Raw genomic sequence first — 24,894 nt, forward strand, 5'->3', positions numbered from 1 at the left:
ATCGTCGCCGGTGGTCGGATATTCAAATCGTCAAATCGTCAAATCGTCAAATCGTCAAATCGTCGAATCGGCGGATCGGCGGATCGGCATATTGAAGGAACGAAGGATCTGAGGATCGTCGAACGCGGCTCGACGACGACGACGACGGCCGCCGCTGCGGCGGCCGCGCCTGCGCGCACCTCGTTGATCGCGCGCGCATGCCCGCCATCGATCGGATGACGCAACGACATCACGGAAAGGGATGCGGAATTGCGCTGCGGGATCGGGCGCGCGATTGCGCATCGCCTTGGCGTCGCCGATGCCGCGCGCGCCGGCGCGATCGCGCCGTGCGCCCCCGCGCCGCCGTCGCCGGCAGCGCGGGCGGGCGAGCCGGACGCGCTCCGTCGAGCGCATCCGGCCGCCATTGCCGAATCCGGCGGGCATTCGATGCCGCCCGCCGGATTCACGCCCCGATCAGGGGAACGCCTTCGTCCCGAGCAGCGCCGTGACCGCAAAGCCGGAGACGTTCGTCTCCAGGTCCGGCGAGCCGGGGAAGTCGTGGATGCCGTACGTCTGCGGATCGAGCACGTTGTTGACGATCCACGGCAGCGTCGTCGACGGCGCCTGCATGCCTTGCGTCGGCGCGCCGAGCAGCAGGATCACGTTGGACAACGCATAGGCGGGATCGGTGGACGGCGAGCGGATGCTGCCGTCGGCGGCCGTCTGGTTGATCATCCACTGAATCGAACCCATGCTCTGCGTATTGGCGCCGAACACCCACGGCAGGTAGCCCTGCGGAAAGATCGTGTCGATCCCGAGATCCGCGTCGAGCGGAGCGCCCGTGTCGCGGCCGACCGAATAACGCTGCGCGTCCGTCATGTAGAACTGCGACGGCACGTTGGCCTTCAGGAACGCCGCCTTCGCCGCGTAGTTCGGATTGTCCGGGAACAACAGCCCGCCCGCGTTCATGCCGAGATAGACGTCGCCCTGATCCGCCGCGTACTCGTACGGCCAGAACTGCCACGTGGTACTGCCGACGGGCAGTTGCCACGAGCTGCCCGAGTAGCCGCTCGGGTTGATGTTCTTCGCCAGAACGAAGTCGAGCGCCGCCCGCGCGTTGGCGCCGTATTGCGTCACGAGCGCCGTGCTGCCCGTCAGTTGACGGTCGAGGTAGAGCAGATAGACGAAGAGCGCGGACGTCGCGTCCACGCCGCGCACGTCGGCGATGCCGGCGCCGGGCGACGTCGGGATCGCGTCGTACGGCGGCGTCATCGAATACGCGTAACGCCAACTGCCCGTCCACGCCGGATCGGTCATCTCCTCGCGTGCGGCGAGCCACGCGATGCCCTTCTCGAGACCGTTCAGATACTTGGCGTCATGGGTGGCGCCGTAGGCGGCCGCCAGGCCGATCAACGCGTACTCCATGTCGGAGTCCGTATTGGCGGTGGCGGTGCCGGCCTCGTCCGGAATCGCGCCGTTGACGTCCTGCTGCGCGAGGATGAAGTCCGCCATCTGCAGCGCCATCGTGCTCTGCGTGCTGCTGGTGCCGCCGCTGCCGCTGGTGCTGCCCGTACTGCCGGTGGTGCTGGTGCCGCCGGTGCTGCTGGTGGTGCCCGACTTGCCCTGGCCATGCGGCGATTTGAGCACGCTCGCGCTCGCCCCGTCGCCCGAGCCGTCCGAGCCGCCGCAAGCAGCGGTCATCAGCGCGACGGATGCGCAAAGCGTTGCACCGATCAAGGTGCGAGTGCCTCGTGAAAGTGCCATGTTGTCATCTACCTTTTCTAAGAAGAAAGAAAAGCACCGCGCCCCCCCGGACGCGACGGCACACAAGATGCCGGGCGACGATGAAATCACCGTCGCCCGGCGAAACGGGACGTGGCGAGCCAACGCCACGCCCCGAAAAAAATGCGATGGAACCGCAATCGCTCACGCAGAGCGCGCGGTGAACGGACGGATCGGCCGGCCGTCGCGATGCGTCCCCCGACGAGCGCATGCGGCCCGCTCGTCGATGCCGAAACTCACGGCCATCGGCCAATCCGCTGATGTAACGTCAACGCAATGCAAGTAGGGTGAGCCCCCGTTAAAGGCGAAAAAAAAGCCCTCCGGCGGAGGGCTTTTTCTTCGAGACGGATTCGAAATCTTGTCACTGCGTATCGCTCGATTCTTTTCCGAATTGAATTCGTCGGATGACGGGCCGCTTACGCGAAGTTCTTCGCGGCGAAGTCCCAGTTCACGATGTTCCAGAACGCCTCGACGAACTTAGGACGCGCGTTGCGGTAGTCGATGTAGTAAGCGTGCTCCCACACGTCGATCGTGAGGAGCGGCTTGTCGGCCGTCGTGAGCGGCGTCGCGGCGTTGCTCGTCGACACGATGTCGAGCGAACCGTCCGCCTTCTTCACGAGCCACGCCCAGCCCGAGCCGAACGTGCCGACCGCCGCCTTCGTGAACGCTTCCTTGAACGCGTCGAACGAGCCCCACTTCGCGTTGATCGCGTCGCCGAGCGCACCCGTCGGCGCACCGCCGCCGTTCGGCGACAGGCTGTTCCAGAAGAACGTGTGGTTCCAGATTTGCGCGGCATTGTTGAAGATGCCGCCCGACGACTTCTTCACGATCTCTTCCAGCGACAGGCTCTCGAACTCGGTGCCGGGAATCAGATTGTTCAGGTTCGTCACATAAGCCTGGTGATGCTTGCCGTAGTGAAACTGGATCGTCTCCTGCGAGATGTGCGGAGCGAGCGCGTCTTCAGCGTACGGCAACGGCGGGAGCGTATGAGCCATGATCGGTTCCTTCGAAGTTGTATGTAGGGAGGGCAATATTGGATGCCGCGGAACGCCCGATTGTAGGCGACTCCGAATAACCCCGCAAACTCGCGGGCCTTTATCCGTCACATCCGAAAAATCGACGTTGACGCGGCATCCGCGACGCGCGAAACGGCGCGCGCGAAGCACGTGCCGTTTCGCATGCCGCACGCGCGTCGCATCATCAGAATGTATCCGAAAGACGCGGTTGCACGTCGGCAAGCGACACGTCGGCCGAGCCTTCCGCGAGATGCACGGTGAGCCGGCGTTGCGGCTTGAGCGCCGACGGCGCGCGCACCGCGCGGCCCGTCTGCGCGTCGATGAGCGCCGCATAGCCGCGCTCCAGCGTGCGCTGCGGGCTCAACACCTCGAGCCGCGCCGCGCACGCGGCAACGCGCGCGGCATCGCGTTCGAGGCGCCGCTGCAGCGTCGCCTCGAGCCTTTGCGCGAGCGTCGCGAGCGCCTGCCGCGCCTGCGTGACGTCGGGCCGCGCGCGCTGCCAGCGCAGTTGCACGAGCGCGAAGCGCGCGCGCGCGTCGCGCACGGGCCGCGCGCCCGCCGCCGCGAGCCGCGCGGCGAGCTGGCCCACGTGCGTGTATTGACGCGCCAGACGCTCGGCCGGGCTGACCAATCGGCGCGCGAGCCAGTCGAGCTGCTGCGCGCGCAGATCGAGCCCGCGCCGCAGGCCGCGCGCGAGCGCGCCCTGCCTGTCGCTCAGCTCCCGCAACAACAGCGCGCGCTGCGGGCTCACGAGCTCGGCCGCGCCCGTCGGCGTCGGCGCGCGCACGTCGGCCGCGAAATCGGCGATCGTGAAATCGGTCTCGTGCCCGACGCCGCAGACGACGGGCACCCCGCTCGCCGCGATCGCGCGCGCAAGCCCCTCGTCGTTGAACGACCACAAGTCTTCGATCGAGCCGCCGCCGCGGCAGACGATCAGCACGTCGACCTCGCGCCGCGCGTTCGCCGCCTCGACCATCGCCGCGAGCTTCTCGGCCGCGCCCGCGCCCTGCACGGGCGCCGGGTAGACGATCACGGGCACGTGCGGCGCGCGGCGCGCGAGCGTCGTCAGCACGTCGCGCAGCGCGGCCGCCTGCAGCGACGTGACGATGCCGATCGCGCGCGGATGCGTCGGCAGCGCCCGCTTGCGCTCGGGTGCGAAGAGCCCTTCGGCCTCGAGCTGCGCCTTCAGCCGCAGGAACGCTTCGTAGAGCCGCCCTTGGCCCGTGCGCCGGATCGCCTCGACGCTGAGCTGCACCTCGCCGCGCGGCTCGTACATCGTGACGAGCGCGCGCACCTCGATCTTGTCGCCTTCGCGCGGCGTGAATTCCGCGTGCTGCGCGCGGCCGCGGAACATCACGCAGCGCATCTGCGCCTGTTGATCCTTGATCGAGAAGTACCAATGACCGCTCGCCGCGCGCGTGAAGTTCGACACTTCGCCCGCGACCCACAGCAGCGGAAACGTGCGTTCGAGCATCGTGCCGATCGCGCGGTTGAGCGCGGACACGGGAATGACGCCGTCGCCCGCGGGCGCGCCCCCGGGGCCGGCGAAAGTGGTTTCGGAATGCATGGACGGTCGGATGATTTCAGGCGGCCCAACGATAGACTGCCTCGGCGCGCACGGCAAGCCGCGCGTGCGGGGCCGCTCAAGTGTCCACACGGGCATCGAAACAGGGACGGCGTCGTAACAATCGCCCCGAAACCCCTGATGATTTCAAGCAAGCACTTGATTTCAATGAGTTTTTCGGCATCCCCCGCACGCATCCCGCCGATTGAAAGCCCGCCGCGCGGCCCTGCCGGACAGCCGGGCGCCAAGTTCTTCACAGAGTTATCCACAGCCCGTTCCAGCGCGCGACGGCGCGGCGCGGGCCGCACGCCGCACCCGCGCGACTTGCCGGCCGCGCGCCGGGCGCGCTAGAGTGCCGCCTTTCGCAGACCGCGCGGCCGCCGGCCGCCTTCCGGAGAAACGTGTTGACGAATCCGTCCTCTGCCGCGCCGCGCGGCGCCTCGCGCCTCGCGCCATGAGCGCGCAGCCGCGACTCCTCGCGCGCGCCGAAGCGCGCCTGACCCGCGAGTGGCAGCGCCGCGGCGCGCTCGCATGGGCGCTCGCGCCCTTCGCATGCGCATTCGGCGCGATCGCCGCGCTGCGCCGCGCCGCCTACGCGCGCGGCTGGAAGGAGCGGATCGACTGCGGCGTGCCCGTCGTCGTCGTCGGCAACGTGACGGTCGGCGGCACCGGCAAGACGCCGACCGTGATCGCGCTCGTCGACGCGTTGCGCGCCGCGGGCTTCACGCCGGGCGTCGTGTCGCGCGGCTATGGCGCGAAGATCGCCGCGCCCACCGCGGTCACGCCCGCGTCGCCGCCGCAACAGGCGGGCGACGAGCCGCTCCTGATCGCGCGCCGCACGCTCGCGCCCGTGTGGGTGTGCCCGGACCGCGTCGCCGCCGTGCGCGCGCTCACGGCCGCGCATCCGGACGTCGACGTCGTCGTGAGCGACGACGGCCTGCAGCATTACCGGCTCGCTCGCGCAGTCGAGATCGTCGTGTTCGATCACCGCCTGGGCGGCAACGGCTTCCTGCTGCCCGCCGGCCCGCTGCGCGAGCCGCTGTCGCGCCGTCGCGACGCGACGCTCGTCAATGATCCGTACAGCCGCGCGCTGCCGCCGTGGCCCGACACGTTCGCGCTCTCGCTCGCGCCCGGCGACGCGTGGCATCTCGACGAGCCGTCGCGCCGCAAGCCGCTCGCGCAGTTCGCGGGCGAGCGCGTGCTCGCGGCGGCCGGCATCGGCGCGCCCGAGCGCTTCTTCGCGACGCTGCGCGCGGCGGGCGTCGCGCCCGCGACGCGCGCGCTGCCCGACCACTACGCGTTCGCCCGCAACCCGTTCGTCGACGATCATTTCGACGCGATCCTGATCACCGAGAAGGATGCAGTAAAATTGGGGACTTCGTGGCGCGACGCTCGAATCTGGGTCGTCCCGGTCGAAGCCGCGCTCGACCCCCGCCTTATCGCTCTCGTTGTGGAGAAACTCCGTGGACGCACGCCTGCTTGAAATCCTTGTATGCCCCATTTGCAAGGGCTCGCTCCACTACGACCGCGGCGCGCAGGAGCTCGTCTGCAACGCCGACAAGCTCGCGTACCCGATCCGCGACGGCATCCCGGTGATGCTCGTCGACGAAGCGCGCCAGACGGTCGAAGGCACGCCGGTCGATCCGGCTGGCCCGGCGCAGGGCCGCTGAAGGCAACGCCGCGCCGCGCGCCTCGCGTCGCGCGCGCCGTTGCCGCCTCACCCGCGCGCGGGCGCCGAAGCACCGCCCGCCCCGACTCCGCCGCCCGCCAAGCCACGCGGGCGCACTTTTCGAACCCTTTGCCGCTTCGCGCACGTCCGATGACCTCCTCGCTCCCTTTCGTCGCCGTCGTTCCCGCCCGCCTCGCGTCGACCCGCCTGCCGAACAAGCCGCTCGCCGATCTCGGCGGCAAGCCCATGGTCGTGCGCGTCGCCGAACGCGCGCGCGAGGCGGGCGCGCAGCAAGTGCTCGTCGCGTCCGACGCGCAAGGCGTCCTCGACGCGGTGCGCGAGCACGGCTTCGACGCGGTGCTCACGCGCGCCGACCATCCGTCCGGCACCGACCGCCTCGCCGAAGTCGCCGCCAAGCTCGGCTTCGGCGACGACACGATCGTCGTCAACGTCCAAGGCGACGAACCATTGATCGATCCGCAGCTCGTGCGCGACGTAGCGTCGCACCTCGCCGCGCATCCGTCGTGCGCGATCGCGACGGCCGCGCACCCGCTGCACGAAGCGCAGGACGTGTTCAATCCGAACTACGTGAAGGTCGTGCTCGACGCGAACGGCGTCGCGCTGTACTTCTCGCGCGCGCCGATTCCGTGGTCGCGCGACGCGTACCTGCCGCACTGGCCGAACGTCGCGGCAATGCCCGCGCCGACGTGCCCCGTCTATCGGCACATCGGCCTCTACGCGTATCGCGCGCGCTTTTTGCGCACGTATCCGACGCTCGCGCAGGCGCCGATCGAGGCGGCCGAGCAGCTCGAGCAGTTGCGCGCGATGTGGCACGGCGAGCGCATCGCGGTGCTCGTCACCGAGCACGCGCCCGAGGCCGGCATCGACACGCCGGCCGATCTCGAACGCGTGCAGGCCCTTTTTCGGTCTCGCGCCAAATAACCCATGGCATAATCGAATGATTGTGCGAGCGATCCGCCCGCGCCGCTCACCGAGATTCGCTCCAAGCCCGTCATTCGCCGGCCGCCGCGCGTCGCCACCGACGCGCCGCAGTTAGACCGGTCGACCGCGCTTGCGACAGAACCGCCGAGCCGCGCCGCGGGTCCCGTAGCGTCTCGCGCCAAAGCATTCACATACCGGAGATATCACCATGCGTTTGATCCTGTTGGGCGCGCCCGGCGCGGGAAAGGGCACCCAGGCAAACTTCATCAAGGAAAAGTTCGGCATCCCGCAAATCTCGACGGGCGACATGCTGCGCGCCGCCGTGAAGGCCGGCACGCCGCTCGGCGTCGAAGCGAAGACGTACATGGACGAAGGCAAGCTCGTGCCGGATTCGCTGATCATCGGCCTCGTCAAGGAGCGCCTCACGCAAGCGGACTGCGCGAACGGCTATCTGTTCGACGGTTTCCCGCGCACGATCGCGCAGGCCGACGCGATGAAGGAAGCGGGCGTCGCGATCGACTACGTGCTCGAGATCGACGTGCCGTTCTCCGAAATCATCGAACGGATGAGCGGCCGCCGCACGCACCCGGCGTCGGGCCGCACGTACCACGTGACGTTCAACCCGCCGAAGGTCGAAGGCAAGGACGACGTGACGGGCGAGCCCCTGATCCAGCGCGACGACGACAAGGAAGAGACGGTGAAGAAGCGTCTCGACGTGTACGAAGCGCAGACGAAGCCGCTCATCACGTACTACGGCGACTGGGCGAAGCGCGGCGAGGAGAACGGCCTGAAAGCGCCGGCGTACCGGAAGATCTCCGGCCTCGGCGGCGTCGACGAAATCCGCACGCGCGTGTTCGACGCACTGAAGTAATCGCGCCCCGCGCACGCGGCGCGCGACGCCGAACGGAAAACCGCCCTCCCCGGGCGGTTTTTTTTCGTCCGGTCGTTCGCTTCGCGCCGGGCTTCGGCGCTCGCCCGTACAATCGTCGCACGGCGCACGGCGCGTCACGACATTCGATCGGCATTCGCACCAATCCAAGGAGAAGGAGCAAACATGGAGATTCGCGACAGCGTCTTCCTGATCACGGGCGGCGCATCGGGGCTCGGCGCGGGCACCGCGCGCCTGTTGACCGAGGCGGGCGGCAAGGTGGTGCTCGCCGACCTCAATCAGGAAGCGGGCGAAGCGCTCGCGCGCGAGCTGGGCGGCGTGTTCGTCAAGTGCGACGTCGCCCGCGAGGAAGACGCGCAGGCGGCCGTCGCCGCCGCGACGAAGCTCGGCACGCTGCGCGGGCTCGTCAATTGCGCGGGCATCGCGCCCGCGGCGAAGACGGTCGGCAAGGACGGCCCGCACCCGCTCGACCTGTTCGCGAAAACGATCACCGTGAACCTGATCGGCACGTTCAACATGATTCGCGTCGCGGCCGCCGCAATGGCCGCGAACGCGCCGACGCAAACGGGCGAGCGCGGCGTGATCGTCAGCACCGCGTCGGTCGCGGCGTTCGACGGCCAGATCGGCCAGGCCGCGTACGCGGCGTCGAAGGCGGGCGTCGCGGGCATGACGCTTCCCGTCGCGCGCGACCTGTCGCGCAACGCGATCCGCGTGATGACGATCGCACCCGGCATCTTCGAAACGCCGATGCTGCTCGGCATGCCGAAGGAAGTGCAGGACGCGCTCGGCGCGATGGTGCCGTTCCCGCCGCGCCTCGGCAAGCCGGCCGAGTACGCGATGCTCGTCAAGCAGATCGTCGAGAACCCGATGCTCAACGGAGAGGTGATCCGCCTCGACGGCGCGATCCGGATGCAACCGAAGTAATGCGGCCGCGCGCATGCGCGCGGCACCGGCTGCGCCGCATGAGCGGCGCGTCGTCGGGCACGAAAAAAAACGCCCGCTGGATGCGTCGGCATCCGCGGGCGTCGTCATGTCGTCATGTCGTCACGTCGTCATCACGTCAATCGTCGGATTCGAACGCGACATCGAAGCAGGCGCGGTGCGAGCGACGATCCTTCGATCGCATCGTCGGTCGCGCCGCTCCGATCACCGGCGTCGCGCACCGGCATCGGGCCGCTGCCCAGCCGGCTCGCCGCTCAATCGTCGTCGTCGCGCTGCATCCGCTGCCGCAATTCGCTCAATTGCGCTTCGACGACCGTCGCGTCGGCCGCATCGGGCCGCTCGCCGAGATACGTCTCCAGATCCTCGAGCGCCGGGCGCAGATAGTCGAGCCGCGCGTACGCGAAGCCGCGGTCGCGCACTTCGTCGAGCTGCCCGGGCAGCAGGATCACGAGCCGCTCCTGCACGCCGAGCAGCCGCTGCCAGCGTTCCGTCTGCAGATAGACGGCCTTCAGGTTGTTCAGCATCCGCGCGACGATCTCGCGATCCGTGGCCGGCTGCAGCAGCGCGCGCAGCATGCTCGTCGCGCCGCCGTCGGCGCGCGCGACGTACGGTTCGAGCATCTCGACGAGCTCCGTCTCCGACAACGAGCGTCCCGTCGTCGGATCGAGGATCGCATCGCCGTCCGGCAGCGCGATGCGCAGCAGGAAATGCCCGGGAAACGACACGCCGCGCGCGGGCACCCCAACCTGCTCGGCGAGCTCCAGATACAGCACCGCGAGCGAGATCGGAATCCCGCGACGGCGCTTGAGCACCATGTTCAGGTAGCTGTTGTCCGGATCGTAGTAGTCGTTGTGGTTGCACGCGAAGCCGAGCTCGCGGAAGAAGAAGTCGTTCAGGAGCGCGAGCTTGTCGCTCGCGCCGGCGCCGTCCGGCAGCCGCCTGACGAGCCGCACCGCGAGCGCGTCGAGCTCCGCGAGGACGCCCTGCAGATCCGCGTCGGGATAGGCGTCCAGCGCGAGCGACAGCGCCGCCTCGGTGAGCGGCAGGCCGTCGTCTTCCGCGACGAGCGCACTGAAATAGTCGAGAACGCGAGTCATTGGGGTCCGTTACTTGGCGCGCCGTCTGAAGTACGCGTATTTGAAACCCATCAGCCACAACATACCGAAATATAGTGCAGCGAACAGAACGAGGCAGGCGGCCATCAGCGCGATCCGCTCGAGCGGCATCGCGCGCATCGCCGTCCAGTCGAAATTGATCGCGAGCCAGTGCATCACGCCCGCGAGCACGAGCGACGCCCCCGCGAGCTGCGCGAAGAAGCGCAGCCAGCCGGGCGACGGCTGATAGATGCCGCGGCGGCGCAGCCCGATGAACAGAAGGAGCGAATTCAGGCACGCGCCCACGCCGATGCTGAGCGTGAGCCCCGCGTGGCCGATGATCGGCACGAACACGTAGTTCGACAACTGCGTGACGATGAGCACGCCGACCGCGATCTTCACGGGCGTCTTGATGTCCTGCTTCGCGTAGAAGCCGGGCGCGAGAATCTTGATGAGGATGATGCCGACGAGGCCGATCCCGTACGTTGCGAGCGCGCGCGCGACCATCGTGACCGTGTGCGCGTCGAACTTGCCGTAGTTGAAGAGCGTCGCCGTCAGCGGCTCGGCGAAGAAGAACAGCGCGAGCGCGCTCGGCGCCGCCAGCAGGAACGTGACCCGCAGCCCCCAGTCGAGGAGCGCGGAGTACTCGGCCGAATCGGCGTCGACGTGCGCCTTCGACAGGCTTGGCAGCAGGATCGTGCCGAGCGCGACGCCCAACAGCGCGGTCGGGAACTCCATCAGCCGGTCCGCGTAGTTGATCCACGACACGGCGCCCTGCCCGAGCCGCGACGCGATGTTCGTATTGATGATGAGCGACAACTGCGCGACCGACACCGCGAACGTCGCGGGCACCATCTTCGCGAGCACGCGCTTCACGCCCGGATGCGCGAGCGCGCGCCTCGGATTGACGCCGATCGCGGGCACCATGTCGATCTTCTTCAGGCCCGGCAGCTGCACCGCGAACTGCAGCACGCCGCCGGCGATCACCGCCCACGCGAGCGCGTAGACGGGCACCTTCAGATGCGGCGCGACGAACACCGCCGCGACGATGAACGCGACGTTCAGCAGCACGGGCGCGAACGCGGGCAGCGAAAAGCTCTTGTACGTGTTGAGCACGCCCGACGCGAGCGTCGTGAGCGAGATGAACACGATGTACGGGAACATGATCTGCGTCATCGTGACGGCGAGCGGGAACGCCTGCCCGTCCGTGCGCAGGCCCGACGCGACAGCGAACACGACCCACGACGCACCGGCGACGCCGGCGAGCGACAGGAACGCGAGCGCCCACGCGAGCACGGTCGACATCGCGTCGACGAGCGCCTTCGTCGCATCGTGCCCTTTTTGATTCTTGAACTCGGCGAGAATCGGCACGAACGCTTGCGAGAACGCGCCCTCGGCGGACAGCCGGCGCAGCAGGTTCGGAATGCGGAACGCAACGTAAAATGCGTCGGTGAATTGACTGGCGCCGAACGCACGGGCGATCAGCGTCTCGCGGGCCAGTCCGGTCACGCGCGACAGCAGCGTGAAGCCGCTGACCGTCAGCAGGGCTCGGAATAGATTCATGGGGCGCTTATTATACGGACCTCGGGCGGCGGCGGCCGGTACGTCCGAGGAAAAGGCGGACGACCCGGCGCGGGCGATCCGGCAGGTGCGGCTTGCGCTTGCCACTCGCTTGATTTTGTTGTTATAATTGCCGGTTTCTGAGCCTGTCATACGCATTGCGTGCGTCGCGCGAGCGGCGTTTCGCGGTCAAGCGTGTCGGCCGGCCTCGGTTAAAACCGACGTTTTTTTGCGCTCCCGGACAATCGCTTCCGGGAGTCGGATCGAAAAGCAGCGCTTGGCCGTCAGGCTCCAAGCTCTGGAAACAGGACAGGATAAGGAACCGTCATGGCTAACTCCGCACAAGCACGCAAGCGCGCCCGCCAGGCTGCGAAGGCAAACTCGCACAACTCGGCGCTGCGCTCGAAATTCCGTACCGCGATCAAGGCAGTCCGCAAGGCGATCGACGCCGGCGATCAGGCAAAGGCCGCCGAGCTGTTCAAGGCCGCCACGAAGACGATCGACACGATCGCCGACAAGAAGATCGTTCACAAGAACAAGGCCGCTCGCAGCAAGAGCCGCCTCGCCGCAGCCGTCAAGGGCCTGCAGGCGCAAGCCGCGCAGTAAATCCGGCGCGCCCGCGAGGCGGGCGCCCTGTTTCCTCTGCGATCGACGAAAAAGCCCGCTTCGTGCGGGCTTTTTTTGCTGGATTTCGCGCTGCGCCTTTCGACTTCGCTCGATGTTCCGCCGACCGCGGCCGTCGCGCGCGATTGCCGCGGCGCCACCGCCACGCGATCGCCGAGCCCCGCCGCCGGAGCGCCGGCGCATTGCTTACTTCTGCGCCTTGCTGTAATCGGGCAGTTCGCACGCCTCGGTAACGACGAGGTTGTTGTCCTTCGCGAAATTCATCACGAAATCAAACGCCATCGGCTCGATGTCGCGCAGCCGGGAATCGACGATCACGCACTTGAGGTCACCGAGCAGCGTCGGGCGCACATAGCGCGAATATTGAAGGCGGGCATTGGGCCCGCTCGCCCCCGGACCGTAGCACGACATCACGCCGGCGAGACGTTCGGACCAGTCGCTCGGCCGAAACTTCTTCCCATCTTTCGTGATGCCCTGAATGAAATATTCGGTCGGGAGAGTTTCAGCCATGAGGGTACCCAAGTGACGGCCCAGCAGTGCACCGGCGAAGCTTCGCCTGGACACTTCGAACACAATGGAAGCGGTTTCGCGGCGGCTCGCGACGAGCCCGCCTGAACGTGCGTTCCGGCTTGCGGCGCATCGCGCGCAGGCAAGCCGCCGCCTTGGTCGATTGTGTCCGGCAGACCAAGCATGAATCTTGCCCGCCGGGCTTGAGAAAACTTCGAAATTATACCGCAGCGCGCCATCGCGCGTCGTGTCGCGCGCGCGCCGCAAGCCGGCAGCAAGCCGTCCCGCGCGCCGGGCGGCGCGGGCGCGCCGCTCGTCAAAGCGTAAAAAATCCTTTATGCTGCTTCGAGTTATCACATCCGACGGCGGCGCCGTCCGGCGCATCGGCCGCCGGGTGAGTCCGCCGCGTTTCGTTTCATGACCGCCAAAACCATTCGTCACTACCTGCAGTTCAAGGATTTCTCGCTGGAAGACTACGAGTACGTGCTCGAACGCACGGGTATCCTGAAGCGCAAATTCAAGAACTACGAGACCTATCACCCGCTGCACGACCGCACGCTCGCGATGATCTTCGAGAAGAGCTCGACGCGCACGCGCCTGTCGTTCGAAGCCGGGATCTTCCAGCTCGGCGGCCACGCCGTGTTCATGAGCACGCGCGATACGCAGCTCGGCCGCGGCGAGCCCGTCGAGGATTCGGCGCAGGTGATCTCGCGGATGGTCGACATCATCATGATCCGCACGTTCGAGCAGGGCATCATCCAGCGCTTCGCCGAGAATTCGCGCGTGCCGGTGATCAATGGCCTGACGAACGAGTACCACCCGTGCCAGGTGCTCGCCGACATCTTCACGTATTACGAGCACCGAGGGCCGATCCGCGGCAAGACGGTCGCATGGGTCGGCGACGCGAACAACATGCTGTACACGTGGATTCAGGCCGCGCGCATCCTCGACTTCAAGCTGCGGCTGTCGACGCCGCCCGGCTATGCGCTCGACGCGAAGCTCGTCGACCCGGAAAGCGCGCCGTTCTACCAGGTGTTCGACGATCCGAACGAAGCGTGCAGGGGCGCGGATCTCGTCACGACCGACGTCTGGACGAGCATGGGCTTCGAAGCGGAAAACGAGGCGCGCAAGCAGGCGTTCGCGGATTGGTGCGTCGACGAGGAAATGATGTCGCACGCGAGTCCCGACGCGCTCTTCATGCACTGCCTGCCCGCGCACCGCGGCGAGGAAGTGACGGCGGGCGTGATCGACGGCCCGCAGAGCGTCGTGTGGGACGAGGCGGAAAACCGCCTGCACGTGCAGAAGGCGCTGATGGAGTTCCTGCTGCTCGGGCGCTTGAACCACTGACGCGCGCCTGCGGCGGCCGCACGTTGCCGCCCAGCGCGCGAGCGCGGCGCCCGCGGATCGCGGCGCCGGCGCGCTCCTTCGGCGCGACCAGAAACCTCGCTGTGAATCAGCGAGGTTTTTTTATGGTCGATGGCGCGCGGCCAAGCCGCCTACTACCTACTACAGACACACGGGTTCCGCCTCCAGCTCGACGCCGAAGCGCTCGAGCACGTCGCGCCGAATCGCGTGCGCGAGCGCGAGCACGTCGGCGCCCGACGCGCCGCCGCGATTGACGAGCACGAGCGCCTGCCGCTCGTGAACGGCCGCCGCGCCGAGCGAGCGCCCCTTCCATCCGCAGCGGTCGATGAGCCAGCCGGCCGCGAGCTTCACTCGACCGTCGGGCTGCGGATACGACACGACGCCCGGCTCGCTCGCGCGCAGCGCGGCGAACGCCTGCGCGTCGATCACCGGATTCTTGAAGAAGCTGCCCGCGTTGCCGAGCTCGAGCGGATCGGGCAGCTTCGCGCGGCGGATCGCGACGACCGCGTCGAACACGTCGCGCGCGCTCGCGCGGCTCGCGTCGATCCCGCGCGCGGCGAGCTCGCGCGCGACGTCCGCGTAGCCGAGCCGCGGCGTCCACGCCTTCGGCAGCCGGAACGTCACCGACACGATCGCGAAACGGCCGCGCCCTTCCCGCTTGAAAAAACTGTCGCGATAGCCGAACGCGCAGCGCTGCGCGTCGAATTCGACGATCTCGCCCGTTGCGAGCTCGACCGCGCGCAGCGACGCGAAATGTTCCTTCATCTCGATCCCGTACGCACCGATGTTCTGAATCGGCGCGGCGCCCACCGTGCCCGGAATCAGCGCGAGATTCTCGAGCCCGGGCATCCCTTCGGCGAGCGTCCATTCGACGAACGCATGCCAGTTCTCGCCGCCGCCCGCCTCGACGAACCACGCGCCTTCGTCTTCGCGCACGAGCGCGCGGCCGCGAATCTCGTCGAGCAGCACGAGGCCGTCGAAGTCGCCCGTGAACACGACATTGCTGCCGCCGCCGAGCACGAACAGGTCGAGCCCCGCGACGCGCGGATCGCGCGCGAGCGAAGCGAACTGCGCGGGCGAGCCGATCCGCGCGGCAAGGCGCGCGCGCACGTCGAAGCCGAACGTGTTGTGCGCGCGCAGCGGAAAATCGGGAATCAACTGAACGGAGGAATCGGGACGGGACATCGGCATTCGCGGTTGCGCCGGCACACGGTCAAATCCGCGGCCTTGGGCAAATCTAGGGGCGCCGGTAAAATGGCGGTCAGTCCGCAATTATAGCGAGTGCCCGCGCGCAGGCCGCGCGCGGCACGCCCTACAGGAGAATGCCATGCCATCGTTCGACGTCGTTTCCGAAGCGAACATGATCGAAGTGAAAAACGCAGTCGAGCAGTCGAACAAGGAAATTTCGACCCGCTTCGATTTCAAGGGCTCCGACGCGCGCGTCGAGCAGAAGGAGCGCGAGCTCACGCTCTACGCCGACGACGACTTCAAGCTCGGCCAGGTCAAGGACGTGCTCATCGGCAAGATGGCGAAGCGCAACGTCGACGTGCGCTTCCTCGAATACGGCAAGATCGAGAAAATCGGCGGCGACAAGGTGAAGCAGGTCGCGACGATCAAGAAAGGCGTGTCGGGCGACCTCGCGAAGAAGGTCGTGCGCATCGTGAAGGACAGCAAGATCAAGGTGCAGGCGAGCATCCAGGGCGACGCGGTGCGCGTGTCGGGCGCGAAGCGCGACGATCTGCAAAGCGTGATCGCGCTGCTGCGCAAGGAAGTGGCCGATACGCCGCTCGATTTCAACAATTTCCGCGACTGAAGGCGGAAGGATGTTGGCCGCGGAAGTCGGCGGTCGTGGGGCTCGGCGGTTGCGGAACTCGCTCGTCGTGCGGCTCGCCGGTCGTCTAACTCGCCGATCGTGTAACTCGCCGGCCATATCGCGGAGGACGGCTTCGATTCGGCGGGCGCTGACCGTGACGGGATCGGGCATCCAAGAGATCGGCGTGCCGCTCGTCTCGCCGCACGACGCCGCATGACGCCACAACGACCGCCGCGTCGCTCGCGGCGTGACGAACGGCAGGATGACCGGGCCGAATCGACCGCATGCCACGTTCGCCGGGCAATCAGTCGCCGGCGCCGCGCAAGCCCTTCCGTCATATGCGTTTCGGCATTCGCGTTCGACATTCGATGCCGTCGAGCGATCCGCATCGCAGCAGCGACGAATGCGCGAGCGCGCCACGCGTGCCGTTCGGTCCCGCGCGCATTCGCACGCATTCATACGCATTCGCACGCCGCTTGCGCGAGCTGTGGCATCGATCGTTCGCGAACGCAGTCGACGTCCGAATCCGAAACGCACAGGCCGCCATCGCAGCGCCGCCGTGACGGCGCCGATCGCGTTCGGCCCGATGGGTCGGGCGCCGGCACGCGCCGCGTGCCTCATCCCAGCGCACGGGCCGGATTGGCGCGACTCACGCGCCCGTCTTCTTCTGCCCGATCCGGCTTTCCTCGCCGGCGAGGAGCTTCGAGATGTTCGAGCGATGCCGCCAGATCAACAGCACGCTCATCGCGAGCACCGCCCAAGCCACCGGATTGTTGCGCGTGCCGAACAGGAACACGTCGAAAACCGGCGCGAACACCGCGGCGACAAGCGCCGCGAGCGACGAATAGCGGAAGAAGAACGCGACGATGAGCCAGGTCAGCGCGGTCGCGAGGCCGAGCACCGGATGCACGGCGAGCAGCACGCCTGCCGCGGTCGCGACGCCCTTGCCGCCCTGGAAGCGGAAGAACACCGGGTACAGGTGGCCGAGAAACACGGCGATCGCCGAAAGCGCGACGCCGATCTCGCCGCCGATGCCCAAGCGCCTGACGAGCCAGACTGCGAGCCAGCCCTTGAACGCATCGCCGACGAGCGTGAGGATCGCGGCCCCCTTGTTGCCGCTGCGCAGCACGTTGGTCGCGCCGGGGTTTTTCGAGCCGTACGAGCGTGGGTCGGCGAGCCCCATCGCGGCGCTGACGACGACAGCGAACGACACCGATCCGATCAGATAGGCGGCGACGGTAGCGAGCAGGATCTGCATGCGAAGGACTCTTGTTTCAACGTATGGATGGATTGGACGGCCTCGATCGCGAAGCCGCGGCGGCGCTCATTCTACCGAAGCGGCGCGGCGCGCCACGCGGGTGAAACCCTCAGTCGACGCTCGCGCATTGCACGGGCCGCGCGTTCAGCAGCGTCGTCAGCACCACGGGCGCAACGCTCACGAGATAGCCGCGGCGGCCGCCGTTCAGGTAGATCGACGGCAACTCGAGAATCGACGATTCGACGTAGACGGGCATCGCCTTCTTCGTGCCGAACGGCGACGTGCCGCCGACGAGGTAGCCCGAATGCCGGTTCGCGACTTCCGGCTTGCACGGTTCGACGCGCTTCGCGCCGATCTGCCGCGCGAGATTCTTCGTCGACACCGTGCGATCGCCGTGCATCAGGATGACGAGCGGCTTCGCGTGCTCGTCCTCCATCACGAGCGTCTTGACGACAGCGTGCTCGTCGACGCCCAGTTGGCGCGCCGACTCGGACGTGCCGCCGTGTTCGACGTACTCGTAGACGTGCTCGTCGAACGCGACGCCGTGTCGGCGCAGGAACTGCGTCGCGGGCGTTTCGGAAACGTGTTTGGATTTGCTCATGTGCGCATTTTAATTGCAGGCGGCGCGCGGGACTATTGTCCGAATGGCAGATTGTCCGCGCGACGGACGCATGGCACGATCGTCGCCACACGGTCGGCAACTGCGCGGCACCGCGCTCGCGCCGATCAACCGGAGATACCATGACGACCCAATTCACCGCCGGCCCGACGATCGACGTCGACGCGCTGCTCGCCGCCCTGCCGCCGCGAATTGCGGCGCTGCCCGCGCGCATCGCCGAACACGCGCCCGATCACGTCGCGCTGATCGAGGACGCGCGCGCGCTCACGTACGCGCAGCTTGTGCGCGCGATCGACGCCGCGGCCGACCGGCTGCGCGCGCTCGGCGTGCAAGCCGGCGACCGCGTGATGATCGTCGCGGAGAACAGCGTCGCGCAGATCGTGCTGCTGCTCGCCGCGACAAGGCTCGACGCATGGGCGATCACATCGAACGCGCGCCTCGCGGCAGCCGAGCTGGAAGCGATCGCCGCACACGCGCGACCGCGCCTGATCGCGTTCGTCACCGGCACGTCGCCCGATGCAAGCGCGCACGCCGAACGCAGCGGCGCGCGGCCGGCCGCGCCGGTCACGCCCGACATCGGCGCGTGGTCGTACACGATCGATGCGAACGCGCGCGCGGAGCCGGTCGAAACCGACGCCGCGCACCAGTGCGCGGCGCTCATCTACACGACCGGCACGACCGGCGCGCCGAAGGGCGTGATGCTGTCGCACCGCAACCTGCTGTTCGTCGCGGCCGTGTCGAGCACACAGCGGCGCGTCGCGCCGACCGACGTCGTCTACGCGGTGCTGCCCGTGTCGCACGTCTACGGGCTCGCGTCGGTATGCCTCGGCAGCCTCTATGCGGGCGCGACGCTCAGGCTCGCGCCCCGCTTCTCGCCGCAGGCATTGCGCCGCGCGCTCGTCGACGAGTACGTCACGATTTTTCAGGGTGTGCCCGCGATGCACGCAAAGCTGCTCGAGCATCTGCGCACGCACGGGCACGCGTGGCGCGCGCCGCATCTGCGCTTCATCTACTCGGGCGGCTCGCCGCTCGACGCCGATCTGAAGGCGCGCGTCGAACGTGTCTACGGCCTGCCGCTTCACAACGGCTACGGAATGACCGAAAGCAGCCCGACGATCACGCAAACGCCGATCGACGCGCCGCGCGCCGATTGCTCGGTCGGCGTGCCGATCCCGGGCGTCGCCGTGCGCCTCTGCACGACGTGCGGCGCCGACGTCGCGCCGGGCGAAGTCGGCGAGCTGTGGGTGCGCGGGCCGAACGTGATGCTCGGCTACTACCGCGATCAGGAAGGCACGCGCGCGGCCGTCACGGCGGACGGCTGGCTGAAGACGGGCGACCTCGCACACGCGGGCGACGACGGCGCCGTGACGATCGCCGGCCGCAGCAAGGAGCTCATCATTCGTTCGGGCTTCAACGTCTATCCCGCCGAAGTGGAGCAGGCGCTGAACGCGCATCCGGACGTCGTCCAGTCGGCCGTGATCGGGCGCGCGATCGAAGGCAACGAGGAAGTGATCGCGTTCGTCGAGCTCGCGCCGAACGCGGCCGCGACCGAGGACGATCTGAAAGACTGGTGCGCGACGCGCCTCGCGCCGTACAAGCGCCCCGCGCGAATTCGCACGCTCGCCGCGCTGCCGGCCGCGTCGACGGGCAAGGTGCTCAAGCACCGGCTGCGCGAGATGCTATGACGAAACGCGGCCCGCGCGCCGCACCGGCGGCCGGCGCGTGCGGCCCGCGAGCCATCGGATATCCCGCGGCTGCGAAACGCCGAATTCGCACGCGATGCGCGCCTCGATGCGTCTGATACATCGAACTCATCGAACTCATCGAACTCATCGGACACATCGGACACATCGGACACATCGGATGTATCCGATGCGAACGCCCACCGCCCTCGCAACCGCACCGTGCAAGCCTCATCCGCGCGGATGATGCGCCGCATGCAGCGTCTTCAACCGCTCGCGCGCGACGTGCGTGTAGATCTGCGTCGTCGAGATGTCGCTATGGCCGAGCAGCAGTTGCACGACCCGCAGGTCCGCGCCGTGGTTCAGCAGATGCGTCGCGAACGCGTGCCGCAGCGTGTGCGGCGACAGATGCGCGCGAACTTCCGCCTGCTGCGCGTGGCGCTTGATGATGTTCCAGAACTGCTGGCGCGTCATGCCGTCGCCGCGCGCGGTCACGAACAGCGCATCGGCCGCGCGCGCGCCGAGCAGCGCGGGCCGCGCGTCGCGCAGATAGCGCTCGATCCAGCCGTGCGCGACTTCGCCGAACGGCACGAGCCGCTCTTTCGAGCCCTTGCCCGTCACGCGCACGACGCCCTCGTTCAAGCCGACCTCGACCGTCTTCAGCGTGACGAGCTCGCTCACGCGCAGCCCGCTCGCGTACATCAGCTCGAGCATCGTGCGGTCGCGCAAGCCGAGCGGCGTGTCGACGTCCGGCGCGGCGAGCAGCGCCTCGACTTGCGCCTCGGACAGCGTCGACGGAAAACGCGGCGCCTGCTTCGCCGACGCGATCCTGAGCGTCGGATCGACAGTCGCGCGAGCATCGCGCACCGCCCAGCCGTAGTAGCGCCGAAACACCGACAACCGGCGATTCGACGACGTCGCCTTGCCGTCGCTGCGCGCCGCGATGTAGCCCGTCAGCATCGGCTCGCTCGCATGATCGACGCTCACCGCGTGCCGCGCGGCCAGCCACTGCGCGAAGAGCTGCAGATCGCGCCGGTACGCATCGAGCGTGTTGCGCGACAGCCCGTGCTCGAGCCACATCGCATCGCAGAACAGATCGATCGACGCTCGGCTGTCGACCCACGCGGGCGACGCGGCCAGTTCGCCGGACGGACGGTCCGCCGACGGCGCAAGCGCGCGCTCGGCATCGGCGGCCGCCATGTCGGCCTCGGGAACCCGTGCTGCGCGCGCCATCAGTACCGCACGCCCTCATGCGCGAGCAGCCAGCGCTTGACCTTGAGGTAGTAGCCGTCGTCGTCGTGGTTCGCGAAGCCGCCGATCCCGCCCGACGCGACAACGCGGTGACACGGGATCACGAGCGGAAAATAATTCGCCCCGCATGCCTGGCCGACCGCGCGCGGCGCGCTGCCGATCTGCTTCGCGAGCTGCCCGTAGGTCAGTACGACGCCGGGCGCAATCGCGCCGATCGCGCTCCACACGCGATGCTGGAACGGCGTGCCGACTTCCGCGAGCGGCAGGTCGAAACCGGCCGACGCGCGCTCGAAATAACGCTCGATCTGGCGCACGGCCCGTTTCGCGAGCGTCGTGTCCGGCGCAACGCTCTTCATCGATTCGGGCAAATAGACGATCTCGCGCACGACCGACGCATCGGTGCGAATGCCCATCTTGCCGAACGGCGCATCGATTACCGCGTTGAACATCGTTGTCTCCAGAAAGGGGCGCGCACGCACGACGCGCCGGCCGCCCGCCAAACCGTCACTTTACGCCGCCTTCACGCGGCGCGCAGCGCCCAGTCGACGTGCTCGCGCACGAGCGCGGACACCGACGGGTCGCCCGAGCGCGCGCGCAGCGCCGCGACGATCGCCGCGCGCGCGGCAGGCTCGACGCTGCCGGGCGCCGCGCGCAACGCATTGCCGAGGCCCACCGCGAGATTGCGCTGCCAGCGCTCGTAGCCGATCCGGCGAATCGCGCTGCCCTGCATGCGTTCGTCGAATTGCTCGGCAGTCCATCCGAACAGCTCGACGAGCGATGCGCGATCGAGCCCGTGCCGCACGTCGAAATCGGCAACGGGCGCAGCCTGCGCGAACTTGTTCCACGGGCACACGAGCTGACAGTCGTCGCACCCGTACACGCGATTGCCGATGAGCGGGCGCAGCGGCTCGGGGATGCTGCCGTGCAATTCGATCGTCAGATAGGAGATGCAGCGCCGCGCGTCGACGCGGTACGGCGCGACGATCGCGCCGGTCGGGCACGCGCCGATGCAGCGCGTGCAACTGCCGCAGTGCGCGCCCGGCGTCTCGGGCGCGAGGTCGGGCGCAGTCTGCGCATCGGTCGGCAGCGGCACGTCCACGTAGATCTCGCCGAGGAAGAAGAACGAGCCCGCGTCGCGCTGCAACAGCAGCGTGTGCTTGCCGCGCCAGCCGACGCCCGCCTTCTGCGCGAGCTCGACTTCGAGCACGGGCGCCGAATCGGTGAACACGCGGTGGCCGAACGCGCCGATCTCGGCCTCGATCCGCTCGGCGAGCGTCTGCAGCCGGTTGCGCAGCACCTTGTGATAGTCGCGGCCGCGCGCGTAAACGGACACGACGGCCGCCTGCGGATCGGCGATGCGCGCCGCCTCGCGCGCGCGCCAGTCGCGCCGAGCGCCTGCGGAGCCGGACGCGTCGCCGAGCGTCGCGGCGGGCAGATAGGCGAGCCGCGCGGAGATCACGCGTCGCGTGCCGGCCACAAGTTCGGCCGGCCGCGCGCGTTTCATCCCATGTTTGGCCATATAATCCATCTCGCCGTGGCATCCGGCTTCCAGCCAGGCGGCGAGCCCTGCTTCGGCATCCGAGAGATCGGTATCGCTGATGCCGATCGCCCCGAAACCCAATTCGCGCCCCCACGCCTTGATGCGCGACGCGAGCTCGGCGAGCTTCGCATCGTCGAGGCGAGACGGCGCGGCGCGCCCGTCGTGCGAGGGGCGCGCATCTGCGACTGCGAGTTCCGGAATTCGGTTCATCGCTCTATTTTACGAGAATGCCCGAGCAGCCTAGCCACGCGCATGCCGCGCCCACCCTGCCCGCTCCGCTCGCCGAGCGCACGCTCGCGCTCGCCGACGAAGCGGCGACGATCGCGTTCGGCGAACGCCTCGCGCACGCGCTCGACGCGATGCGCGAAGCGCGCGCCGCCGCGCACGCGTTCGACGGCCTCCAGATCCAGCTGCACGGCGATCTCGGCGCGGGCAAGACGACGCTCGTGCGCGCGATGCTGCGCGGCCTCGGCCACGCCGGCCGCGTGAAGAGCCCCACCTACACGCTAGTCGAGCCGTACGCACTCGCACGTTCCGATGGGGAACTCGAGGTCTATCACTTCGATCTGTACCGTTTTAGCGATCCGGCCGAATGGGCCGACGCCGGCTTTCGCGAGTATTTCAATTCCGGCGCGATCTGCATCGTCGAATGGCCGCAGCGGGCGGGCGCGCTCCTCGGCGTGCCGGATCTCGTGTTCTCGCTCGAGGTGGACGGCGAAGGCCGGCTCCTCACCGCCCGGGCGTACAGCGCATCAGGAAAGGCATGTCTCGAAAGATGTTGATCAAACCGTTCCGCTCGATCGAATCGGCGGCCACCGCGACCCATAACTGGCGACGCCGGCAGATCCTGCGCGCCGGCGCGTCGACGCTCGTGCTCGGGCTCGCGCTGCCGCGCCTCGCGCACGCGAGCTCCGTGCTCGGCGTGCGCGTGTGGCCCGCGCGCGACTACACGCGCGTGACGATCGAATCGGACCAGCCGCTGCAGAACACGCAGCAGTTGCTGCAAGGGCCGGACCGGCTCGTCGTCGACCTGAACGGCCTCGAGCTCGACCAGGCGCTGCGCGACCTCGTATCGAAGATCGCGCCGAACGATCCGCAGATCCAGTCGGTGCGGGTCGGCCAGTATCAGCCGCACGTCGTGCGGATGGTGTTCGACCTGAAGGGCTCGGTGAAGCCGCAGGTGTTCACGCTGCCGCCCGTCGGCACCTACAAGTACCGGCTCGTGTTCGACCTGTATCCGGCCGTCGCGCCCGATCCGCTGTCCGACCTGATCGCGCAGACGGAACGCAAGGAGCAGCAGTTGAACGACACGCTGCGCGCGCAGCAGGCGCAGCCGCCGACGGCCGCGCTCAACGGCCCGACCGCCGCGCCGCCCGCCGCGACCGACAACAGCGACGCATTCTTCCAGCGCTTCGCGCAGAACGGCCCGCCGCCCGCGCACGCGGCGCGCCCGGCGCCCGGCGCCGCCGCCAATCCGCCGCTCGCGCAAACGCCGCCGCCCGTCGCGCCGTCGCGGCCCGCGGTCAAGCCGCCGCCCGTCATCGCGCGCAAGAACGACGACGACGATTCGGGCGACGCCGACACCTACGCGTTCACCGCGCCGAAGTCCGGCCGCGACACCGTGCGCCTGCTGACGGTCGCGATCGATCCGGGCCACGGCGGCGAGGACCCGGGCGCGATCGGCGGCGGCGGCACGTACGAGAAGCACGTCGCGCTCGACATCGCGAAGAAGCTGCGCGCGAAAATCGACGCCGCGCCGAACATGCGCGCGATGATGACCCGCGACGCCGACTTCTTCGTGCCGCTGAACGTGCGCGTGCAAAAGGCGCGGCGCGTCGGCGCGGATCTGTTCGTGTCGATCCACGCGGACGCGTTCACGACGCCGTCCGCGCGCGGCTCGTCGGTGTTCGCGCTGTCGGATCACGGCGCATCGAGCGCGGCCGCGCGCTGGCTCGCGAACAAGGAGAACTCGTCGGATCTGATCGGCGGGATCAACATCAAGACGCAGGACGTCGCGGTGAACCGCGCGCTCTTCGACATGTCGACGACCGCGCAGATCCGCGATTCGCTGCGCTACGGCAACTACGTGCTGCGCGAAGTCGGCGGCATCAACAAGCTGCACAAGGGCTCGGTCGAGCAGGCGGGGTTCGCGGTGCTGAAAGCGCCCGACATTCCGTCGATCCTCGTCGAAACCGCGTTCATCAGCAATCCGGACGAAGAGCGCCGGCTGAACGACGACGCGTACCGCGACCAGATGGCCGACGCGATCTTTCGCGGGATCAAGCGCTATTTCGCGGCGAATCCGCCGCTCGCGAAGAGCCGGATGACGTAAGCCGCGGGCGCGGCGGGCGGCGGGCGGCGGGCGGCGGGCGGCGGGCGGCGGGCGGCGGGCGACGCCGTGGCCGCGCCGCCCGTCGTCTCCATGCAAGCGGGACGCCCGCGCGCCGGCTCCGTTTCTTCTTCCGAGCGGCCCGACGCGCATCGCTTCACGCGTATCGATTCGCGCTGCTTCGCACATCACGCGCGTCGCTTCGCACATGTCGCTTCACGCGCGCCGATTCACACGGCCGGCTCGCGTCGCGCTGACTCGACGCTCAACGGCCGTCAAGTCGACCTGCCGTCGATGCCGTCGACGCCGGCCGTCGACGCTAACGAATCGCCACGCGCAACCGTCAATTTCGAACGATCTCCGCCATTCGCTGTCGCCGATGCCGATGCCGATGCCGATGCCGATGCCGATGCCGATGCCGATGCCGATGCCGATGCCGATGCCGATGCCGATGCCGATGCCGATGCCG

At 68.4% G+C, this 24,894-nt stretch carries 26 protein-coding genes; 13 read left to right on the forward strand and 13 right to left on the reverse strand.

The window, feature by feature from the left end:
• Positions 1-54: 54 nt before the first annotated feature.
• Both X946_RS22125 and X946_RS22130 read right to left on the reverse strand, forming a co-directional pair.
• Positions 55-423 (reverse strand): hypothetical protein, encoded by a 369-nt coding sequence (locus X946_RS22125; protein ID WP_152611772.1) that lies wholly within the window; start codon positions 421-423, stop codon positions 55-57.
• Between the two features lie 30 nt (positions 424-453).
• Positions 454-1,491 carry a hypothetical protein gene (locus X946_RS22130; protein WP_226377153.1) on the reverse strand — a complete coding sequence of 346 codons (1,038 nt, stop codon included), beginning with the start codon at positions 1,489-1,491 and terminating at the stop codon, positions 454-456.
• Between X946_RS22130 and X946_RS36385 the strand changes: the two genes are divergently transcribed.
• Complete coding sequence (locus tag X946_RS36385) at positions 1,478-2,047, forward strand: hypothetical protein (RefSeq protein WP_226377154.1); 570 nt, start codon at positions 1,478-1,480, stop codon at positions 2,045-2,047. The genes X946_RS22130 and X946_RS36385 overlap by 14 nt on opposite strands.
• A gap of 130 nt (positions 2,048-2,177) precedes the next feature.
• Here the strand turns inward: X946_RS36385 and sodB are convergent, their stop codons facing one another.
• Both sodB and xseA read right to left on the reverse strand, forming a co-directional pair.
• The gene (gene sodB, locus X946_RS22135; protein ID WP_038752078.1) at positions 2,178-2,756 is read right to left on the reverse strand and encodes a superoxide dismutase [Fe]; all 579 of its coding nucleotides are present in this window, start codon (positions 2,754-2,756) and stop codon (positions 2,178-2,180) included.
• A 205-nt stretch (positions 2,757-2,961) separates the two neighbouring features.
• Positions 2,962-4,344 (reverse strand): exodeoxyribonuclease VII large subunit, encoded by a 1,383-nt coding sequence (gene xseA / locus X946_RS22140; protein ID WP_038752081.1) that lies wholly within the window; start codon positions 4,342-4,344, stop codon positions 2,962-2,964.
• A 451-nt stretch (positions 4,345-4,795) separates the two neighbouring features.
• On the opposite strand from xseA, the gene lpxK reads away from it, so the two are divergent.
• The 5 genes from lpxK (at position 4,796) to X946_RS22165 (ending at position 8,765) form a co-directional block, all read left to right on the forward strand.
• Positions 4,796-5,824, forward strand: coding sequence for a tetraacyldisaccharide 4'-kinase (gene lpxK, locus X946_RS22145; protein WP_038752083.1), 1,029 nt, complete (start codon positions 4,796-4,798; stop codon positions 5,822-5,824).
• Positions 5,805-6,011: a Trm112 family protein gene (locus tag X946_RS22150; protein ID WP_038752086.1), complete on the forward strand. Its 207-nt coding sequence runs from the start codon at positions 5,805-5,807 to the stop codon at positions 6,009-6,011. The genes lpxK and X946_RS22150 overlap by 20 nt, the downstream gene beginning before the upstream one ends.
• 149 nt (positions 6,012-6,160) lie before the next feature.
• On the forward strand, positions 6,161-6,952 hold the full coding sequence (gene kdsB / locus X946_RS22155) for a 3-deoxy-manno-octulosonate cytidylyltransferase (RefSeq protein WP_038752088.1): 792 nt from the start codon (positions 6,161-6,163) through the stop codon (positions 6,950-6,952).
• A 208-nt stretch (positions 6,953-7,160) separates the two neighbouring features.
• Entirely contained in the window at positions 7,161-7,823 is a 663-nt protein-coding gene (gene adk, locus X946_RS22160) for an adenylate kinase (RefSeq protein ID WP_038752090.1), read from the forward strand.
• Positions 7,824-8,006: 183 nt separating this feature from the next.
• Complete coding sequence (locus X946_RS22165; RefSeq protein ID WP_038752093.1) at positions 8,007-8,765, forward strand: SDR family NAD(P)-dependent oxidoreductase; 759 nt, start codon at positions 8,007-8,009, stop codon at positions 8,763-8,765.
• A 272-nt stretch (positions 8,766-9,037) separates the two neighbouring features.
• Here X946_RS22165 and X946_RS22170 read toward each other — a convergent pair whose 3' ends face one another.
• Positions 9,038-9,880, reverse strand: coding sequence for a SirB1 family protein (locus X946_RS22170; protein WP_038752096.1), 843 nt, complete (start codon positions 9,878-9,880; stop codon positions 9,038-9,040).
• Between the two features lie 9 nt (positions 9,881-9,889).
• Positions 9,890-11,596, reverse strand: a complete 1,707-nt coding sequence (murJ, locus tag X946_RS22175) for a murein biosynthesis integral membrane protein MurJ (protein ID WP_326929492.1) — start codon at positions 11,594-11,596, stop codon at positions 9,890-9,892.
• Between the two features lie 168 nt (positions 11,597-11,764).
• Here murJ and rpsT point away from each other — a divergent pair, with 168 nt between their 5' ends.
• Positions 11,765-12,043, forward strand: coding sequence for a 30S ribosomal protein S20 (rpsT, locus tag X946_RS22180; protein WP_038752101.1), 279 nt, complete (start codon positions 11,765-11,767; stop codon positions 12,041-12,043).
• A gap of 204 nt (positions 12,044-12,247) precedes the next feature.
• Here the strand turns inward: rpsT and X946_RS22185 are convergent, their stop codons facing one another.
• A complete protein-coding gene (locus tag X946_RS22185; protein ID WP_038752104.1) occupies positions 12,248-12,571 on the reverse strand; it encodes a DUF3579 domain-containing protein in 324 nt (107 codons plus the stop codon).
• A gap of 414 nt (positions 12,572-12,985) precedes the next feature.
• Between X946_RS22185 and argF the strand changes: the two genes are divergently transcribed.
• Positions 12,986-13,915: an ornithine carbamoyltransferase gene (gene argF, locus X946_RS22190; RefSeq protein ID WP_038752108.1), complete on the forward strand. Its 930-nt coding sequence runs from the start codon at positions 12,986-12,988 to the stop codon at positions 13,913-13,915.
• Between the two features lie 159 nt (positions 13,916-14,074).
• Here argF and murB read toward each other — a convergent pair whose 3' ends face one another.
• On the reverse strand, positions 14,075-15,124 hold the full coding sequence (gene murB / locus X946_RS22195; RefSeq protein ID WP_038752111.1) for a UDP-N-acetylmuramate dehydrogenase: 1,050 nt from the start codon (positions 15,122-15,124) through the stop codon (positions 14,075-14,077).
• A 136-nt stretch (positions 15,125-15,260) separates the two neighbouring features.
• Between murB and X946_RS22200 the strand changes: the two genes are divergently transcribed.
• Positions 15,261-15,746 carry a YajQ family cyclic di-GMP-binding protein gene (locus tag X946_RS22200; protein WP_038752114.1) on the forward strand — a complete coding sequence of 162 codons (486 nt, stop codon included), beginning with the start codon at positions 15,261-15,263 and terminating at the stop codon, positions 15,744-15,746.
• Positions 15,747-16,395: 649 nt separating this feature from the next.
• Here the strand turns inward: X946_RS22200 and plsY are convergent.
• Both plsY and ybaK read right to left on the reverse strand, forming a co-directional pair.
• The gene (gene plsY, locus X946_RS22210) at positions 16,396-17,004 is read right to left on the reverse strand and encodes a glycerol-3-phosphate 1-O-acyltransferase PlsY (protein WP_038752120.1); all 609 of its coding nucleotides are present in this window, start codon (positions 17,002-17,004) and stop codon (positions 16,396-16,398) included.
• Between the two features lie 109 nt (positions 17,005-17,113).
• Complete coding sequence (gene ybaK, locus X946_RS22215) at positions 17,114-17,605, reverse strand: Cys-tRNA(Pro) deacylase (RefSeq protein ID WP_038752123.1); 492 nt, start codon at positions 17,603-17,605, stop codon at positions 17,114-17,116.
• 140 nt (positions 17,606-17,745) lie between these two features.
• Between ybaK and X946_RS22220 the strand changes: the two genes are divergently transcribed.
• The gene (locus tag X946_RS22220) at positions 17,746-19,308 is read left to right on the forward strand and encodes a class I adenylate-forming enzyme family protein (protein WP_038752126.1); all 1,563 of its coding nucleotides are present in this window, start codon (positions 17,746-17,748) and stop codon (positions 19,306-19,308) included.
• A 228-nt stretch (positions 19,309-19,536) separates the two neighbouring features.
• Here the strand turns inward: X946_RS22220 and xerD are convergent, their stop codons facing one another.
• From xerD to queG, 3 genes are all read right to left on the reverse strand, one after another.
• The gene (gene xerD / locus X946_RS22225; RefSeq protein WP_038752128.1) at positions 19,537-20,505 is read right to left on the reverse strand and encodes a site-specific tyrosine recombinase XerD; all 969 of its coding nucleotides are present in this window, start codon (positions 20,503-20,505) and stop codon (positions 19,537-19,539) included.
• Between the two features lie 32 nt (positions 20,506-20,537).
• The gene (locus tag X946_RS22230; RefSeq protein WP_038752131.1) at positions 20,538-21,005 is read right to left on the reverse strand and encodes a methylated-DNA--[protein]-cysteine S-methyltransferase; all 468 of its coding nucleotides are present in this window, start codon (positions 21,003-21,005) and stop codon (positions 20,538-20,540) included.
• A 71-nt stretch (positions 21,006-21,076) separates the two neighbouring features.
• Entirely contained in the window at positions 21,077-22,306 is a 1,230-nt protein-coding gene (gene queG, locus X946_RS22235) for a tRNA epoxyqueuosine(34) reductase QueG (protein WP_038752134.1), read from the reverse strand.
• A 17-nt stretch (positions 22,307-22,323) separates the two neighbouring features.
• On the opposite strand from queG, the gene tsaE reads away from it, so the two are divergent.
• From tsaE to X946_RS35510, 3 genes are all read left to right on the forward strand, one after another.
• Entirely contained in the window at positions 22,324-22,878 is a 555-nt protein-coding gene (gene tsaE / locus X946_RS22240) for a tRNA (adenosine(37)-N6)-threonylcarbamoyltransferase complex ATPase subunit type 1 TsaE (protein ID WP_038752136.1), read from the forward strand.
• Positions 22,872-24,428 carry an N-acetylmuramoyl-L-alanine amidase gene (locus tag X946_RS22245; RefSeq protein ID WP_081989946.1) on the forward strand — a complete coding sequence of 519 codons (1,557 nt, stop codon included), beginning with the start codon at positions 22,872-22,874 and terminating at the stop codon, positions 24,426-24,428. Before tsaE ends, X946_RS22245 begins: the two co-directional genes overlap by 7 nt.
• 66 nt (positions 24,429-24,494) lie before the next feature.
• The coding region (locus X946_RS35510) for a hypothetical protein (RefSeq protein WP_200886445.1) at positions 24,495-24,894 on the forward strand (400 nt) is incomplete at its 3' end.

Origin of the sequence: Burkholderia sp. ABCPW 111, assembly GCF_000773065.1 — a bacterium.
In the GTDB taxonomy this organism is placed as follows: Bacteria; Pseudomonadota; Gammaproteobacteria; order Burkholderiales; family Burkholderiaceae; genus Burkholderia; species Burkholderia savannae.

What these genes read in the sequence shown, in the direction of transcription:
- X946_RS22125 (WP_152611772.1), bottom strand. Translation starts at nt 423, where the DNA reads ATGCCCGCCGGATTCGGCAATGGCGGCCGGATGCGCTCGACGGAGCGC.
- X946_RS36385 (WP_226377154.1), top strand. Translation starts at nt 1,478, where the DNA reads ATGAAGTCCGCCATCTGCAGCGCCATCGTGCTCTGCGTGCTGCTGGTG.
- X946_RS22130 (WP_226377153.1), bottom strand. Translation starts at nt 1,491, where the DNA reads ATGGCGGACTTCATCCTCGCGCAGCAGGACGTCAACGGCGCGATTCCG.
- sodB (WP_038752078.1), bottom strand. Translation starts at nt 2,756, where the DNA reads ATGGCTCATACGCTCCCGCCGTTGCCGTACGCTGAAGACGCGCTCGCT.
- xseA (WP_038752081.1), bottom strand. Translation starts at nt 4,344, where the DNA reads ATGCATTCCGAAACCACTTTCGCCGGCCCCGGGGGCGCGCCCGCGGGC.
- lpxK (WP_038752083.1), top strand. Translation starts at nt 4,796, where the DNA reads ATGAGCGCGCAGCCGCGACTCCTCGCGCGCGCCGAAGCGCGCCTGACC.
- kdsB (WP_038752088.1), top strand. Translation starts at nt 6,161, where the DNA reads ATGACCTCCTCGCTCCCTTTCGTCGCCGTCGTTCCCGCCCGCCTCGCG.
- adk (WP_038752090.1), top strand. Translation starts at nt 7,161, where the DNA reads ATGCGTTTGATCCTGTTGGGCGCGCCCGGCGCGGGAAAGGGCACCCAG.
- X946_RS22165 (WP_038752093.1), top strand. Translation starts at nt 8,007, where the DNA reads ATGGAGATTCGCGACAGCGTCTTCCTGATCACGGGCGGCGCATCGGGG.
- X946_RS22170 (WP_038752096.1), bottom strand. Translation starts at nt 9,880, where the DNA reads ATGACTCGCGTTCTCGACTATTTCAGTGCGCTCGTCGCGGAAGACGAC.
- murJ (WP_326929492.1), bottom strand. Translation starts at nt 11,596, where the DNA reads ATGCGTATGACAGGCTCAGAAACCGGCAATTATAACAACAAAATCAAG.
- rpsT (WP_038752101.1), top strand. Translation starts at nt 11,765, where the DNA reads ATGGCTAACTCCGCACAAGCACGCAAGCGCGCCCGCCAGGCTGCGAAG.
- X946_RS22185 (WP_038752104.1), bottom strand. Translation starts at nt 12,571, where the DNA reads ATGGCTGAAACTCTCCCGACCGAATATTTCATTCAGGGCATCACGAAA.
- argF (WP_038752108.1), top strand. Translation starts at nt 12,986, where the DNA reads ATGACCGCCAAAACCATTCGTCACTACCTGCAGTTCAAGGATTTCTCG.
- murB (WP_038752111.1), bottom strand. Translation starts at nt 15,124, where the DNA reads ATGCCGATGTCCCGTCCCGATTCCTCCGTTCAGTTGATTCCCGATTTT.
- X946_RS22200 (WP_038752114.1), top strand. Translation starts at nt 15,261, where the DNA reads ATGCCATCGTTCGACGTCGTTTCCGAAGCGAACATGATCGAAGTGAAA.
- plsY (WP_038752120.1), bottom strand. Translation starts at nt 17,004, where the DNA reads ATGCAGATCCTGCTCGCTACCGTCGCCGCCTATCTGATCGGATCGGTG.
- ybaK (WP_038752123.1), bottom strand. Translation starts at nt 17,605, where the DNA reads ATGAGCAAATCCAAACACGTTTCCGAAACGCCCGCGACGCAGTTCCTG.
- X946_RS22220 (WP_038752126.1), top strand. Translation starts at nt 17,746, where the DNA reads ATGACGACCCAATTCACCGCCGGCCCGACGATCGACGTCGACGCGCTG.
- xerD (WP_038752128.1), bottom strand. Translation starts at nt 20,505, where the DNA reads ATGGCGGCCGCCGATGCCGAGCGCGCGCTTGCGCCGTCGGCGGACCGT.
- X946_RS22230 (WP_038752131.1), bottom strand. Translation starts at nt 21,005, where the DNA reads ATGTTCAACGCGGTAATCGATGCGCCGTTCGGCAAGATGGGCATTCGC.
- queG (WP_038752134.1), bottom strand. Translation starts at nt 22,306, where the DNA reads ATGAACCGAATTCCGGAACTCGCAGTCGCAGATGCGCGCCCCTCGCAC.
- tsaE (WP_038752136.1), top strand. Translation starts at nt 22,324, where the DNA reads ATGCCCGAGCAGCCTAGCCACGCGCATGCCGCGCCCACCCTGCCCGCT.
- X946_RS22245 (WP_081989946.1), top strand. Translation starts at nt 22,872, where the DNA reads ATGTTGATCAAACCGTTCCGCTCGATCGAATCGGCGGCCACCGCGACC.